Origin of the sequence: Peribacillus faecalis, assembly GCF_014712675.1 — a bacterium.
Classification (GTDB): Bacteria; Bacillota; Bacilli; order Bacillales; family DSM-1321; genus Bacillus_AD; species Bacillus_AD faecalis.
The window spans coordinates 1-15,349 of record NZ_JACXSI010000032.1; the positions used below are offsets into that span (position 1 = coordinate 1).

Annotated in this window: 16 protein-coding genes and 2 pseudogenes; 8 read left to right on the forward strand and 10 right to left on the reverse strand. The window is 36.9% G+C overall.

The features are described 5' to 3' along the window. Positions 1 to 178 precede the first annotated feature (178 nt). Complete coding sequence (locus IEO70_RS13060; protein ID WP_190998817.1) at positions 179 to 1,561, forward strand: MATE family efflux transporter; 1,383 nt, start codon at positions 179 to 181, stop codon at positions 1,559 to 1,561. A gap of 59 nt (positions 1,562 to 1,620) precedes the next feature. Here the strand turns inward: IEO70_RS13060 and IEO70_RS13065 are convergent. From IEO70_RS13065 to IEO70_RS13090, 7 genes and pseudogenes are all read right to left on the reverse strand, one after another. Further along, positions 1,621 to 2,153, reverse strand: a pseudogene (locus IEO70_RS13065) (N-acetyltransferase family protein). A 58-nt stretch (positions 2,154 to 2,211) separates the two neighbouring features. Further along, positions 2,212 to 2,529 (reverse strand): hypothetical protein, encoded by a 318-nt coding sequence (locus IEO70_RS19870; RefSeq protein ID WP_206711584.1) that lies wholly within the window; start codon positions 2,527 to 2,529, stop codon positions 2,212 to 2,214. A 70-nt stretch (positions 2,530 to 2,599) separates the two neighbouring features. Next, a complete protein-coding gene (locus tag IEO70_RS19875; protein ID WP_206711585.1) occupies positions 2,600 to 3,040 on the reverse strand; it encodes a hypothetical protein in 441 nt (146 codons plus the stop codon). Between the two features lie 210 nt (positions 3,041 to 3,250). Beyond that, positions 3,251 to 4,375: a metallophosphoesterase gene (locus tag IEO70_RS13075; protein ID WP_190998818.1), complete on the reverse strand. Its 1,125-nt coding sequence runs from the start codon at positions 4,373 to 4,375 to the stop codon at positions 3,251 to 3,253. Positions 4,376 to 4,450: 75 nt separating this feature from the next. Further along, entirely contained in the window at positions 4,451 to 4,948 is a 498-nt protein-coding gene (locus IEO70_RS13080) for a GNAT family N-acetyltransferase (protein ID WP_190998819.1), read from the reverse strand. Between the two features lie 12 nt (positions 4,949 to 4,960). Further along, positions 4,961 to 5,449, reverse strand: coding sequence for a prolyl-tRNA synthetase associated domain-containing protein (locus tag IEO70_RS13085; protein WP_190998820.1), 489 nt, complete (start codon positions 5,447 to 5,449; stop codon positions 4,961 to 4,963). Between the two features lie 322 nt (positions 5,450 to 5,771). Then, positions 5,772 to 7,046 carry a hypothetical protein gene (locus tag IEO70_RS13090; protein WP_190998821.1) on the reverse strand — a complete coding sequence of 425 codons (1,275 nt, stop codon included), beginning with the start codon at positions 7,044 to 7,046 and terminating at the stop codon, positions 5,772 to 5,774. A 97-nt stretch (positions 7,047 to 7,143) separates the two neighbouring features. Here IEO70_RS13090 and IEO70_RS13095 point away from each other — a divergent pair, with 97 nt between their 5' ends. Next, positions 7,144 to 7,320: a hypothetical protein gene (locus tag IEO70_RS13095; RefSeq protein WP_190998822.1), complete on the forward strand. Its 177-nt coding sequence runs from the start codon at positions 7,144 to 7,146 to the stop codon at positions 7,318 to 7,320. Positions 7,321 to 7,334: 14 nt separating this feature from the next. Here the strand turns inward: IEO70_RS13095 and IEO70_RS13100 are convergent, their stop codons facing one another. Next, complete coding sequence (locus IEO70_RS13100) at positions 7,335 to 8,147, reverse strand: LysR family transcriptional regulator (protein ID WP_190998823.1); 813 nt, start codon at positions 8,145 to 8,147, stop codon at positions 7,335 to 7,337. A 158-nt stretch (positions 8,148 to 8,305) separates the two neighbouring features. Here IEO70_RS13100 and IEO70_RS13105 point away from each other — a divergent pair, with 158 nt between their 5' ends. From IEO70_RS13105 to IEO70_RS13125, 5 genes are all read left to right on the forward strand, one after another. Then, the gene (locus IEO70_RS13105; RefSeq protein ID WP_190998824.1) at positions 8,306 to 9,250 is read left to right on the forward strand and encodes a TDT family transporter; all 945 of its coding nucleotides are present in this window, start codon (positions 8,306 to 8,308) and stop codon (positions 9,248 to 9,250) included. A 306-nt stretch (positions 9,251 to 9,556) separates the two neighbouring features. Further along, on the forward strand, positions 9,557 to 9,880 hold the full coding sequence (locus IEO70_RS13110; RefSeq protein WP_190998825.1) for a DUF3221 domain-containing protein: 324 nt from the start codon (positions 9,557 to 9,559) through the stop codon (positions 9,878 to 9,880). Between the two features lie 129 nt (positions 9,881 to 10,009). Further along, a complete protein-coding gene (locus tag IEO70_RS13115) occupies positions 10,010 to 10,687 on the forward strand; it encodes a DUF554 domain-containing protein (protein ID WP_190998826.1) in 678 nt (225 codons plus the stop codon). 270 nt (positions 10,688 to 10,957) lie between these two features. Beyond that, positions 10,958 to 11,329 carry a GtrA family protein gene (locus IEO70_RS13120; protein ID WP_190998827.1) on the forward strand — a complete coding sequence of 124 codons (372 nt, stop codon included), beginning with the start codon at positions 10,958 to 10,960 and terminating at the stop codon, positions 11,327 to 11,329. A gap of 15 nt (positions 11,330 to 11,344) precedes the next feature. Next, entirely contained in the window at positions 11,345 to 12,304 is a 960-nt protein-coding gene (locus IEO70_RS13125) for a glycosyltransferase family 2 protein (protein ID WP_190998853.1), read from the forward strand. A 338-nt stretch (positions 12,305 to 12,642) separates the two neighbouring features. Here the strand turns inward: IEO70_RS13125 and IEO70_RS13130 are convergent. Then, positions 12,643 to 13,844: pseudogene (locus IEO70_RS13130) on the reverse strand (IS110 family RNA-guided transposase). Positions 13,845 to 14,196: 352 nt separating this feature from the next. Here IEO70_RS13130 and IEO70_RS13135 point away from each other — a divergent pair. Next, positions 14,197 to 14,535 carry a hypothetical protein gene (locus tag IEO70_RS13135; RefSeq protein WP_190998828.1) on the forward strand — a complete coding sequence of 113 codons (339 nt, stop codon included), beginning with the start codon at positions 14,197 to 14,199 and terminating at the stop codon, positions 14,533 to 14,535. Positions 14,536 to 14,703: 168 nt separating this feature from the next. Here the strand turns inward: IEO70_RS13135 and IEO70_RS13140 are convergent, their stop codons facing one another. Next, positions 14,704 to 15,192: a tetratricopeptide repeat protein gene (locus IEO70_RS13140; protein WP_190998829.1), complete on the reverse strand. Its 489-nt coding sequence runs from the start codon at positions 15,190 to 15,192 to the stop codon at positions 14,704 to 14,706. Between the last annotated feature and the right edge of the window lie 157 nt (positions 15,193 to 15,349).

Consider the following 15,349-nt stretch of genomic DNA (forward strand, 5'->3'; position numbering starts at 1 on the left):
ATTTTGGTTGGCGAACCAAAAATATTTTAGCATCTTCGGAAGAGTTTTTTTAATACAACGCTGTAAGCTTTTTGGAACCCTAGGCCTAGCCTAGGGTTTTCGTTTTTATAAAAGAAGAAGCACAAATGATTTACTTATTGCAAAAAATCACAAATAGCTTAATGAGAGGAGAAAACAATTGAGAAGTCAAAACATATTAGGCACAGAGTCTGTCTCAAAACTATTATTGAAGTATTCCATTCCCGCTATGATCGGTATGATCGTAAATGCACTTTACAATATCGTCGATCGCATGTTTATCGGCCATATTCCTGATGTCGGCCCAATGGCCATTACAGGTGTTGGGGTTACAATGCCGATCATGACTGTTATTATGGCATTTGGTATGTTAGTGGGAATTGGTTCTGCAGCAAGTATGTCCATTAAATTAGGGCAAGGTAAAAAGAAAGAAGCGGAGCAAATTATCGGTAACGCAACAAAGTTATTAGTATTAATCGCAATTGGATTAACCATTATCGGGTTATTGTTTTTAAACCCGTTACTGCGTTCGTTCGGAGCAACTGATCAAACCATTGTCTTTGCTAAAGACTATATTGAAGTTATTATTTATGGTATTATTTTCAATCTTTTTGCCTTTGCTTTCTCACATATGACTCGTGCTGACGGTAATCCTAAGTTAGCTGCAATCGTAATGGTGGCGGGATGTGCAATCAATATCATTTTAGATCCAATTTTTATCTTCGTATTTGATATGGGTATCCAAGGTGCAGCAATTGCAACTGTAATATCTCAGACAATCTCAGCATTATGGTTATTATATTATTTCACAAAAGGATCATCTGCATTAAAAATTTCATTACAAAACACGAAGTTAAACAAACAGATTGTAAAAGCAATCTTCGCAATCGGTATAGCACCTTGTGCCATGCAGTTAGCCTCCAGTTTAGTACAAGTATTTGCAAATAATACATTAATGACGTACGGCGGAGACATGGCAATTGGGGCAATGACTATTATTAACTCAATCGCTTTACTTTTCTTAATGCCAATTTTCGGTATTAATCAAGGTTCTCAGCCAATTATCGGTTTTAACCACGGCGCCAAGCAGTATCAACGCAGCAGAAGAGCACTCCTTTATTCAATAGCTGCCGCAACGGTTATTTTAACAATCGGCGCGACTCTAATTCAATTATTCCCGGCTGCCTTTGTCAGCATCTTCAATAATGATGCGACTCTTACAGAAATCGCAGTAGACGGGATGAAAATATTCTTATTCGCCCTACCTATTCTAAGTATTTCAGTAGTCGGACCAAACTACTTCCAATCCATCGGGAAAGCAAGAATATCATTATTCCTAAGCTTATTGCGCCAAGTACTTCTATTCATTCCTTTATTATTCATCCTGCCTCGCTTCATGGGATTAAAGGGGATTTGGTTTGTAATGCCAATCAGCGATACCATTACAGCTCTAATCACTTTATACTTCCTGCGCCGCGAGATGAAAAGAACAAGAGGTCAGATTCCAAATCCTAAAGCAATGGAAGAATCACTGGCAGGTTGATTATCTTTTAAAAGGCCCGCGCACATTAACGATTGATAATGTGCGCGGGCCAAAAAATATTAAACCATTTTATACATAAGAACATCATCAACATATTCATCATCTGCAAATTTAAATTCGTTAATTTTGCGTCCCTCTTCAATGAACCCCATTTTTTTATACAAAGCTATTGCTCTATGATTATTTGAAAAGACTGCTAAACTTACCTTCTCTATTAAAGGATTTCTCTCTGCCCATTCCAATAAAACTTGAAGCAGTATTTTCCCGATTCCCATTCCCCGATATTCACTTTTGATTAACAAACCAATCGAACCTGTATGTGACAATCGTTTTCTGTTTTCGTACCTTCAAATACAATCAGCCCTACAACTTCTCCATCCTTTTCGGCCACAAAAATCGTTTCGTTTTCGTTTTCTAATATGCTCTGCAGCCATTCTCTCTGTTGCGACAATGTTTTGGTAAATTCGTCCGGGTAAGCAATAAGAAATTGCCCCTCGGCAACAATTGATTTTTGTATATTTAAAGTTGCTTCAGCATCTTCTATTCTCCCTTTTCGAATGGCGAAATTCCCCATACCTTTTAAAACTAACATTTTTTCGCCTCCCTCAATAAACATCATTTTATTTATATTGTAGTACAGAAGTTCAGCGCTAACCAAGATTTCTTGCAATTTCTTCATAACGTTTTGTTGCCAATAAGCTAGGCTCACCTTTTTTACAAAAAGAGAGCTGTGCTAACTTTGGAACTACTCGTTCAACGACAATCTGTCCATCAATCAATTTCTCTTTCAGCGTTTTTAATGCTTCCAGAAATCGTCTATCACTTTTTGCCCTATCATAGAAAGATAAAATGTAAACATATTCAAAAAGATTATAAGTGCGAAACGGATATTCTACCTGCATAAATAACGTACCTATTCCATAGTGACAAGGACCGATTGGCTTTCTAATTTCCCAATGTTCAAGCAAAAACTCGACAGCCCGATAAGTGCTTCCTCTTTGTTAAGATAGTCACTGAAACGAAAAGCATCAAGGATAATCAGTGTAGGATTAGGATTTGAATACTCTGTTTCCGGACCATGACCGAAAAAAACTTATTACACCGCCAGCCGCCGTCCGAATGCTGTGTGTTCAAAAAATGCCGAAACGTTGCTTGCAACCGGTCATCAGAAGCATAGCCCATATGGCAAAGAACACGGGCAGCTGCTGCTGTTTGGCACGGGTAAATCCCACCCTTTGGATATACTTTGAAACGACCATCTTCTTGCCAAGTGCTGAAAATCAAATCTGCAGCATCTAACAAGATTTTCTCGTTCGGGTCCATACCTAATTCCAGCAGATAGAATACGCTTTCAATAGTTGAAAAAGGAGCACCTTTCAATAAGCGTTTATCAGGCGTAGCCCAAAGATCCCCACCGTTATCATATCTATGAAACAAAATTGCTTCAACATCCGAAATGAATCGTTCTTCTATAGTCATCTATTCCGCCTCCGTAAGTAATGATTGTTTAATAAAGAAATTTACTTATCTATTCCCGTTTTTCTGACTACATTTCACATGTCTCTTCAAGACTACCCAATAACTGCAAACGAAGATATTTATCCTTCTTAGATTATTTTTCAATCAAAAAAAATAGGCATTAGCCTTGAAATCTAGCTCAATGCTAATGCCTATCTCTAATGAAATAACTTACTGCAACTGAATACTCACAATCTCATTATTGGTTCCGACCCGCATCGGCATCCCCCATGTGCCTGCCCCTGATGTGACAATGACATGCGGACTGGCGCTATCCTTTTGGTAATGGCCATAGTCAACTTCAAAGACTAAATTAGTAATTAAGCTGCCCGGAAAGATTTGTCCTTTATGTGTGTGACCAGACAGGATTAAATCAACGTTTTTGCCATATTGTTCGAGGTTTGAAGGCGTATGATCCATAACAACAATCGGCAAATCTTTACCTTGCGCAGCGATTGTTTCGGTAAGGTCTTTTCTTTTCAATCCGTCAAAACCGCCGATTGGCGAAGGGTCAACTCTCCCAAACAGAATAATCCGCTCATCAATGACCTCATACTCATCATTCAGAAGATGGATATTACTTTTCTCCAGGAATGTAATCATTTCATTAAACGTTTTTCCGCTGTCATGATTGCCAAGACTACCGTATACGCCATATTTGGTATCAATGCTTTTCAGCAACTCGATAGCCTTGTCAGGATTTTTAATAGAATTATAATCATCATTGAAAATATCTCCCGTAATACATACGAGATCCGGCTTTAGGTCATTAATTTTTTCTACGATTTCTTCCAGCCGTTTTTCAGAATTCACGGCGCCTAGATGCAAATCACTAATCAGAACGATATTCATCCCACCTGATATATTCATTTCAATCTTATAGGATGCATCTTTGATTTGATTAGCGTTATAAATGCCATAACTGACAAAACTGAATGTCAGCAAAACCGCGGCTGAACCCGCATAAAAGCGCATGCTTTGTGAAATCGGTGTAACAATGCCTGCAACTAAAAGCACTAAGTCCGCCAACAGTATGAAAAGGAACAAATAAACGAAAATCCCCATCCAATAGGCGCTTATCCAGCTCAGCACGCCGCTAATAACGGCCGGCAGCGGCATGAACGCTAAAACTAGCGACAAAGCGAACAAACTGTAAACCACAGTGTAGATGATTTCGTTTATGCTTGGAAAAAGCAGCGTCATCCATTGAAACAGTCTTCTTCCTATGTAATAATTCGCTCCCCCGTACACACATACAATTAAAAGAAAGCCGAATATCATGCCAACTTTACTCATCGTCTACCTCAATTTCTTTACATTTATTTCAATTATAATTAAGATTCTCTTTTTCCATCAATAAAAATACTCCGATCAGCAATAATAGACGTACACATCTTTTCCTTCTAACTGTATTTCTTTTTCGACCTGCATACCGATTTTTTCGGCAACCCGCTGAGACGCACTGTTGCCTTTTTGAATTAACGCAATCAATTTCCCAAGCTGAAGCTGATTTTTCCCGAGATTCTTCAACGCTCTTGCCGCTTCCGTCGCAAACCCTCTGCCCCAATATTCTTCTGCAATCCAGTATCCGATTTCGATTTCTTCTTTTCCATCAATCATTTGCGGCACCAACCCGGCGTGGCCAATGCGCTTGTTACTTGCTTTTTCAACAAGAACTTTCAATCCGAAATCAGGTTTGCGGAAATACATCAAATAAATCCGCTCGCGAAATTTTTGAAGTCCTTCTTCGTCCCTCGTTTGTCCGTTGCCTATATAGCGCATAACATTCGGATTGGTGAGCAACATCTCTAGAAAATCAAGATCGTCGTCAGTGTATGGTCGGAATAATAGTCGTTCTGTTTCCATCATGATACTCCTTCTTCAAAGTTCTATAATCGTATACTCGTAATCCATTGCCTTAAAAAATTTATACATATCCTCCATAGCAATGAAAAGCGTTTTCGTGTTGTCATTCGCGTGAAAACTAATCATTCTTTCTGAAAGCATCTCTTGATCTAAGTAGATTTTTATATCGTGATCCGCATTATTCAGTAAACCAAAAATCGAAACAGCTCCGGGATACAAAGCCATTTTTTCCTTTAATCGTTCCGTTGAAGCAAAGCTGACGCGTTTTTCTTGAAGAATCTCTGCAAGCCGTTCCATATCAAGTCGTTTCGCGTCATCCATAATCACTAAATAATAGGCAGTCTTTTTTCGATTGGTGAGAAAAAGCGTTTTCGTGCGCACTCCTTCTTTCCCGACAATATAGCTGTCTGCCTCTTCTGTCGTCATAGCAGGAGGATGCTCGACAACATCATAAGGAATATTCATTTTATTTAACGTATCATATACTTTCTGATATGGCTCCATAAAAAGACCTCCTAATTCGTTTGATTGTGAAAATTTGAACATTTCTACTTAATGTTATTTTATCACATATTAATGAACGAAAAGCCTCTTTTACTTGTTTAGTGCATGTTTATCGTTCCATGAGCGCCAAACCAAGTAACCGGCCTTTCGTTCACTATACTTCCTGACATAATTGATCCGCTTTTCAACGGTATTCTTCCACATTTACAATTAATTCGTCCGACCATCTCAGCAATTCATCCGCTTTTGCCAACTATTCTGCCGAATTTCAAATTAATTCTTCCGCTTTCGCAATTAATTCGTCCGTTCCACCAGCTGCCGACTACAAATCATCTAATAACACAACTTCCCCATTCGAGGCCTTTACAGCCTGAGGACAATCTAATTTTCCGCAAAGATAATAGAGGTCTTCCTCAAAATCATAGACATAGTAAGGTGTTAGAGTCACGAAGTCTTTCAGTTTCTCAAATGCTTCCTCTTTTGTCACCTTTACTTCCTCTGCCTGTTGTAAATCTTTATACATTTCATTAATCAAAAAGTCATTATCCATGTAATTCAGCACTTCATATGTATTCTGGTCAATAAACAGTTTTATTTTCCTATTAAATACGCGTTGATTCTGTCCCTTTGTCTTTAACGTCGCATGAAGATAGCCCTTATCTCGGTACAGTGTACTCACTACCCATTTCCCTGAATCGTCACTATATTCTTGGCTTAAAAACTTTTGTATAGAAATGATACACTGTTGAATGTCTTCCTCTGTAATAGGCTGCAAATCCGGATGCGGTTCACAACGCAATGCTTGTTCCAGCGAGACATCATCCTCAATGAGTGAAATTATTGTCCCATGAAACGGTTCTTCCGCTCGGCAATCCCACTCCATCCCTTGATCCAGATGCAAACAAGTTCTCTCATCTACAATAAATTGATAAGGCAAAGTAGAAAGGCCGTCATTTCTAACATAAATCTCTTCTATCGCAAAAGCAGGAACGAGCTGCTTCTGTTCCTCGCTCGGAAATTCAACCAGCTTCAATTGTTCCTTTGCAAGCTCTTGCAATTGGTCCAGTGAAAGCTTAAATGTCTCTTGTTTGATCAGTTCTTTAGAAGGGAAATGTCCATAAACAGAAAAGAAAGTAAGTCTTCCTTCTTCATCCAATCTAAAATCGATAGAACCTGATGGAGAAACTTTCACTCCATCTATACAATCGTTAAATTGAAACTCTCTATCTTCTTCCTTGCGCAGTAAAAACTGCTCTCCATAGCGCAAATCCGTTTCCCGCTCAATCCATTTAATGATTTCGTTCTTGTTGTCTACATCAAACTTCAAACTATTAACAAATGAAATCCCCCCGCCGAAGACGATGCTTTTCACCTTTCTTGTCTGCATATCCAGCTCAATATAAGCCGATCCATCCGGGTTCTCCTCTTCATTATCCCAATCCTTCGCAGAGTTCGGAAACCACTCCATGTTTAAGGAATAAACTGTTTCCTTGAAAATCGTTATATTGCGATGGATGCTAAACGTATGTAAAACATAATTGTACAAGCCGTATTTTTCTCTTGTGAAATCTACTAACTCTTTTATTCTCTTATCCATAAAAATCCCCCTCCGAGAAATTTCCATCCTTGTCATTATTATACTGTATAATTAAAGGAAAAGTTTCTCAGGAGCACATTTATGGAAAAGTTTGCGATTGTTTAATTTAGTTATGCTTGCATTTGCTTATTATCAATTATTTATGCGCAAATCAACTTTGCCTGAAAAAATCGTCTTATCTTTGCTTATGCTTGTGGTGGTGATTGGGAACGGGACTGTACTCTACCAAACTGATATATCATTATCGGAGCTAATTAAAGGAGAGCGAAAATAAAATTTATTTTCGTCTCATAACCCCATGCGCTCTACAATAAATGCCTCCAGTTCACTAATTCTTTTCTTAATTTGATTCTCTTTCGCCAAGAAATAAAAGTTACGCGTATATCTCGCCGATAAAGGCACCCAATTCACCCCTGCCGGTACGGCTTGTTTAGAAAGAACGGTTTTCCCGATTCCAGCCTTCAAAAACGCGGCAATCATTTCATTATTATTCAAGTAAATCTTCATAGGCTTCAAATTCATTTCTTTCAAATACATGTCCGAATAAAATTGTGTCCCTGAATCTTCTTCCCTGCTCAGCCAATAAGGAGAATGGCTATCCCCTGCCAAAACGAGTTCCTCGACATAAACTAGACTGCGTTTTAAACCTTCTGTATCGACAAATTTTTCAATCAGCCCTAAATCCGCTTTATTTTGTTTCAGCTGCGTCACAACTTCCTCTGAATTCATCAATTGAATGGAAAAATCAATGTCCGGAAAGTTTTCGAGGAAAGCCGCCATCCTCTCAGGGAGGTAATGAATCCCGCACGTATTCGAACAGGCAATTCGGCATTTCGTCCGGATTTCCTGGCTATTCAGCGTTTCCACTGTATCTTCCCAGTTATCCAAAATCGTCAGCGCCCGCTTATAAAGAAAGTCAGCATCCTTCGTTGGGACAATCTCATGTCTTCCTTTTCTCACAAACAAGGTGACATTCAATTTTTTCTCCAAGTTCGATATTTGTGTTGAAATAGTTGGCTGTGAGAGAAAGAGAATTTCTGCTGCCTTCGTGAAATTTTTCAGTTCATATACGGTCACAAACACTTTCAAACTTTGAAACAAGAAGCAACACTCCATTTAATTATTGGATTTCTTAATAATTGATATTAAAAACATCAATTTTACAAATATTATAGACCGCCATACAATGAGAATACAAGAGAAGGAACAGAATAGTGCGCCCATTCTTTTTTTCGCTAAAATCACCGGAGGAATCATACATGAAAAACTTTCTTAAAATTATACCAATACCCATTTGCGGATTAATTTTAGCACTTGTTTCGTTAGGGAATCTTCTAAAAATCGGTGGACTGACAATATTCGGAAATACAGTCGGATTGATTGGAATCGCATTAATGTGCTTAGTGATATTTAAGATCATTTTCACTTTCAAACATACACTTTTACATATGAAAAATCATATCGTGGCCTCCGTTGCCCCGACATTTACGATGGCACTTATGGTTATTTGCACGTATTTTCTTGAATTTGAATTGATCCAGCCACATCTATCATACATCTGGCTAGGTATTGTTTTCTTACAGTTTGTCTTGATGTTTTATTTCACATACTTTTTCTTATTGAAAAAACAAGTCAAGATACACCACGTTTACCCAAGTTGGTTTATAACTTTCGTAGGAATTGGCGTCATCTCAATTACATCAAGCAATTTTTATCCTGAATTCGGACGCTTGATCTTCTGGGTAGCATTTTCTTCGTATTTGGTATTGCTGCCAATCATCGTGTATCGTGTCGTTCACGTAAAAAATATGGAGGAGTCTACCCTGCCTTTGATTACCATTATTGCGGCACCAGGGTCACTTTGCTTAACTGGCTATTTAAATGCGTTTGACAATGAAAATATTTTTCTGCTTACATTTCTCGTCATTGTATCTCAAGCGCTTTACTTCGCCATTTTAACGCAGCTGCCGAAATTGCTGGCGATTGATTTTTATCCGAGCTATGCAGCATTTACCTTTCCATTGGTGATTTCAGCGATGGCATTGACCACGACAGCCCACTTTTATATTGAACGAGGATACACGGCTTCATTACTGCATTGGATATCCATTGCGGAATCAGTTTTGGCATTTATCATCGTCTTTTATGTATTGTTTAAGTATATCCATTATTTAATGAAGCAACATGCGGAGGCCCGCTTGTAAACACCAAAGGGGTGGTCTGGAGTGAATTTACTTCTGACCGCCCTTTTTTCTGGCTTCCTGAATACGCTTTGCTTTCAAACTACCATTTTTCTGAATATATTTTTTTCGACAACAATTCTATGGTATTGTAAAAATGTCCATTTTATGTAAAATAATTAGAGATACACTATAGCGCAAGTTACCGGACTTAGGTTTCATTAATATCCAATTTGAGATATAGGCATAGCATGTAGAATATAATATTTAATGTACAATTCTTACTCCATGATCAAGGTATCATTTTTGAAGCAAAGGGAGGAATGTATATTGAAAAAACTGACTCAATTATTATTTCTAATTGTCATAGGCAGTTTATTCGCCGCTTGCAGCGCAGAAGATGATAAAATCATCAATCACGATGAAGACATTTATGTTACTTTTAGAGGAACAATCGATAAAATACTTAATGAGGATAGGGCTATTGTTCTTTGGGAAAAAAACGGGAGAACAAGTAGAATATTTGTTGATCTTTCGGTAAATAGTTCCGTAACCTTTCAAGTTGGAGATGAAGTAATCGTTGGTTATGATGGTATAGTCAAGGAGTCCAATCCAGGCCAAATTAACACGCTTTCTGTTGAATTAGCTGAATAGGCCTTCGCTCAATCACGGAGACAGCAAAATAGCTGTCTTTTTTTACTGTTATCATTTCTTGTTGACTCCTTGGTGACTAAAGGGTTATTTTTAAAATTAAAGACATACAGCTGTGAAGGAGAAAGAGAAATGTATGGCACTATCTTTAATGTAGCAATGATTATAGGCGGCTGCATCATCGGAAGCATTTTTAAAAAAGGACTTAAAGACGAGTACCATCAAATGCTGATGAATGCGATGGGGCTTGCGGCGATGGCATTAGGAATCAATGCAATTGTGCAGCATCTGCCTAAGAGCGAATATCCGGTATTGTTCATCGTCAGCTTGGCGCTTGGCGGATTGATCGGGCAATTTTTCAATTTGGATGCGCGCTTTAACGCTTTAGTGAATAGATATTCAAACGGCAATTTAGCGGAAGGTTTGTCAACTGCGATCCTTTTATTTTGTATTGGCACGCTATCAATTTTAGGTCCGATTGAAGCCGCATTGAACGGCAATTATACATATTTAATGGCGAATGGCATGCTTGATGGGATTACATCAATTGTTTTAGCATCGACTTTTGGATTCGGTATTGCTTTTGCTGCGATTGTTTTATTTATTTGGCAAGGGTCCATCTATTTGATGGCCACTCTAGTCGAAAGCTCCATCAGCACAGCGCTGCTGAATGAGGCGAGCATTGTCGGCGGCATTTTGATATTAGCGTCCGGATTTGGCATTTTAGGCATCAAGAAATTTAACACGCTCAATATGCTGCCAGCTTTGGCAGTTCCGCCTGTTGTATTTTTGTTTATGTATTACTTTTGAAATAAATAAGATACGAAGCGAGTCAAAATATCCTCTCTTACATATTGAAGTGACTAATCATCCCAGAAAAAAACAAGCGAGGAAACTTTTTTAGTGAACTCTTTTACAGAACTTTATGTTATTATAGCAATATTGGTCTTTAATAAAGAAGAACTGCATCTTCAAACGATTTTCTTAAATATTAAGATTGCATAAGCTATCTTAATTTAATAATACTTTAAGAAGGATTGTTATCTTCTAAACCTGTGCAAAAAGAAAGTTGTGTTAAGAATGAATAAACTTATTAAATTTTGTATAGTCGGCATGGGAAATACACTATTGACTTTTCTTGTATTTTACTTGTTATTGACTATTGGAATGAATTATCTTGCGGCTAATATTATCGGCTATACAGTCGGTGTAGCAAACAGTTATTATTGGAACAAAAGCTGGGTATTCGAAGCAAAATCAAATTATAAACATTTTTTACGTTTCATCGCTGTCAATATTTTGACGCTTTTAATAAATACAGGCAGCTTATTTATATTTGTCCACTCGTTCGGTTTAAATGAAATAATCGCACAAATCATTGCAACAGGCATAGGAATGGTGGTTAACTTCATTTTAAACAAAATTTGGACTTTTAATAGCACTATAGCATGAGGAGATTAAATGATGATTAAAGAAAAAATTTCTGTAGTTGTCCCAATGTATTTCGAAGAAGAAGTTGCTGAAGAATGCTATAACCGGCTAAAATCAGTCATGTTGGAAAACAATATTGATTATGAATTTGTGTTTGTTAATGACGGCAGTACAGATAGAACATTGCCTATCCTGCAAAGTTTTGCTGCCATTGATCCAGCAGTAAAAATCATTAATTTCGCTCGTAATTTCGGTCATCAAACAGCTGTAACTGCTGGGATCGATTACGCAACCGGAGACGCAATCGTCATTATCGATGCGGATTTGCAAGACCCCCCGGAAATCATTCCTGAGCTAATCGCAAAATGGAAAGAAGGCTATGATGTAGTCTATGCGAAAAGAAAGAAAAGAGTTGGCGAAACAAAATTCAAGCTGTTAACGGCTAAATATTTTTACAAAACTTTAAACTATTTATCCGATATCGATATCCCAAAAGATACGGGAGATTTCCGGATTATTGATGCAAAAGTGGCCGATGTCTTTAGACAAATGCCTGAGCGAAACCGATTTGTACGCGGTATGTTCTCATGGATTGGATTCAATCAAACGTTTATAGAATATGAACGGGATGAACGTTTTGCTGGAGAAACAAAATACCCGTTAAAGAAAATGATTAAATTTGCTTCTGACGGAATTATCGCCTTTTCATCAAAACCATTAAAGCTTGTGCTCTTATTAGGTTCTGTGTCAGTGTTTATTTCTTTTGCTCTTCTTATTTATGCGTTATTTGTAAAAATTTTCGGTTTTGATGTAGCAAGCGGTTGGACATCGATTATCGTTGCTATTACTTTCTTCAGCGGCATCCAAATGATCAGCCTTGGCATTGTCGGTCAATATATCGCCCGCATATATGACGAAAGCAAAAACAGACCAATCTATGTCGTGAGCACAACGATGAATGTTGAGAAAAAAGAAGCAGTCGCTAAACTAGGTTAATTATAGGTTTGACTTCATAAAGAATAAAAACGTCAGCAAATTAAATTTAACGGGTTTACTTGTGAGGTGCAAACAGATAAATCTCATATAATATTTTTCACTAAAACACAATGCTAATCACTATTAAATTCACAGTATAATTCACGTAAAAAGGACCAACTTTACTAAGTCGGTCCTTTTTATCAATCAGTATTGTCTTATATAGCTAACCAGCTAATAGCTTGTCAATATCTTTCTCTTAAACAATAAATTTTATATGCTATACTGTTTTTAGACATACCAAATAACCCTCCAGATATCTTATGGAAGGTTTTTCTTTATATGGTTAAAAAGTCTTTCTAAGATACATCTAGGAAATGTTCTTTCCTTTTTAATAAAGCATAAATCCAGTGAAGAAGCTTATTAATACAAGCAACAATTGCTACTTTAGAAGGCTTTCCTTCTGAGCGTTTCTTGTCGTAGAATTCCTTGAGCTTTTTATTTCTGGAACTCCTTATTCCACATAAAACAGCTAAATACAAGCTGTGCCTTAGCCTGCTGGAACCTCGCTTGGTTATACGATTCGTCGTCGCTGTAAACTTGCCAGATGAATGGACACTAGGGTCAATTCCAGCGAAGGCAACTAATTTCTTAGGGTGATTAAACCGATCAATCTCACCGATTTCGGAAACAATCGTGGCAGCGATTTTTTCTCCGATTCCAGGGATGGTTTGGATAATCTTATATTCTTCTATTTCATTTGCCAGGGATATCATTTGGCTCTCTAATTCCGAAAGATGTCCCTGATAATGAAATAGGATGTCTATATACATACTAAGATTAATGAGATGGCTTTGATACATTACCTGTTGAAAGGGTTTTGAGAAGCTGATTGTATCAATTTCCTTGCCTTTTCTTTAGCCCACTGAACAGAGCGAGTCGGGCAATAACCTTTTATTCGTTCTGCCAAAGCCTCTTCATCCGTCTCTAGAACCTTCTCCGAAGTAGGATATTCTTTTAATATCATTAAAGATACTTTCGAAAAAAGATCTCCAAAAACCTTTCTGTATTCAGGGAAAATCTGATCTAAAATCGTGTGAAATTGCATTTTTGCTTCCACATACATATTGGTGATTATCTCTTGTTGTCTAGATAGATTTCGTAGATTCAGAAGATGGATTCCTCTCCTCTTATAAGGCTCAAAATCCTCTTTGTAGTAGAGAACACACAATTGATACGCATCAAAAGCATCTGTTTTTACCTTTCTTAAACTTGATTTCTTTGCTTGATGGGAAATGATTGGATTCAATAAAATAAACAGTATTTCATTCTCTTCTAAGCATTGAATAATGGGAGTATGATAATGCCCCGTAGACTCCAATATGACCACTGGCATCTGGCCTGTCAGAGATTTAAGTTCCCCTAAGAAATGAATAAAATGATCTAATTCTTCACGATTATGCTTGATTGAAAAACTCTTTCCATAAGGCTTTCCTTTATCTAAAAAAGCCTGTACTTCACTTACTTCTTTAGCTACGTCTATACCCACAACTGGGTTCATTCTTTCTCCTCCTCTTGCATATTCACCAGTAACCCCTATTTCCTCCAAGTAGTGTTATAGCTTCGCTTGTTATACGAGATCAAAGTCCCAACCAGCCTCAAACATATTTCTACTAGTAGGGGGTGAACAGTTTAGTTGACGGGATCAATGTCCCACGCCCCCGTACGTTCTACCCTGGCTACTGATAGATTAAATTGAAATAAAAAAAGTTCAACCAGAAAGTTCTGGCTGAACTATATAATACGAACGCCCCTGATAGTTTAAGTACATCTTTTCACAATTTATAGTGCAAACTCAATCTCAAGATTATATGTTATATTATAGATATTATGTATTTAATTGGGAGATAAATATGCAAAACTTTCTTAGAGTAGGATTAGTCATTGGTTATATTTCGCTTATTTTACTAAGTAAAACTGAACTAATTCTTCAGTATAAAGAAGGGATTATTGAAAAGCGAGAAGAAAGAGTATGGTCAGTTTTTAACGATGCAATTGATAAGTTTCGCTTTTATAGCGTCTCAAGTGGTGGTTATACTGAATTTAGTAACGGGAAAATAATAGATGAAACGTCAGAAATTTTTATTGTGATAGAACCAGATACAAGTGAAAAAGAAATACTAACCTACTTGGAAAGAAATATATCTAAATCTGATTTAAAACATTACAATATTCATATTGAACACAAGTGAAGAAAACCAGGAAGGTCAAAATACTTCATTATAATTATCTAAATATTTAAAACTATTATGTTAAAAGGGGCTTATCTACACTCTTAGCTGCATAACAAAAAAGAGATGATCATCAGCTCATAGTATTGAAGTAATGCCCCTAATAGTTTAGATACAATATTTCACAAGTTATTTCCATATCTCATCTAATTTATCGGAATAGAAAAAAATTGCTTTTTTATAACTCAGTATTTCAGAGTCTGTTGTGGTATCTATCAAGAGTTTTAATAAAATCTCCATCGCTTTATTATTCTCATTTAGATTATATAAGGTCATTGAATAAAATGCTTGAATTGCTTTATTGTTGGGGAAAAATTCGATACCCTTTAGGAATATACTTTTTGACTTTTCATATTCTCCTAATGTTCTATACGTACTCCCAAGCCCTAATATTGCTCCTTCTAAATCTTTTCCAGATAACCCTTGTTTAATAGCCTCTTCATAGTAGGGAACTGCTTTTGATTCTTCTCCTAAAACATCAAAACTCCAAGCACATTGATAGTTAACAAATGCATCATCAGGATATTCCTCTACCAAATTTAGTAGTATTTGATTTGATTCTTTCTTTTTATCCTCTTTTCTTAATTCAATTGCTCTTACAAGCTGTTCTTCTTTCAATCGTAATAACCCCTTTTTAATTATTATTTAAAGACACATTCAACACCCCGTTATGAAAATCCTTCTTCTGCTAACCTGCCCTTTTCTACAATAAGCAATTCAACATAAAAAGACATTAATCCTTCTTGGATCAATGCCCTGTTAGTTGAAGAATATT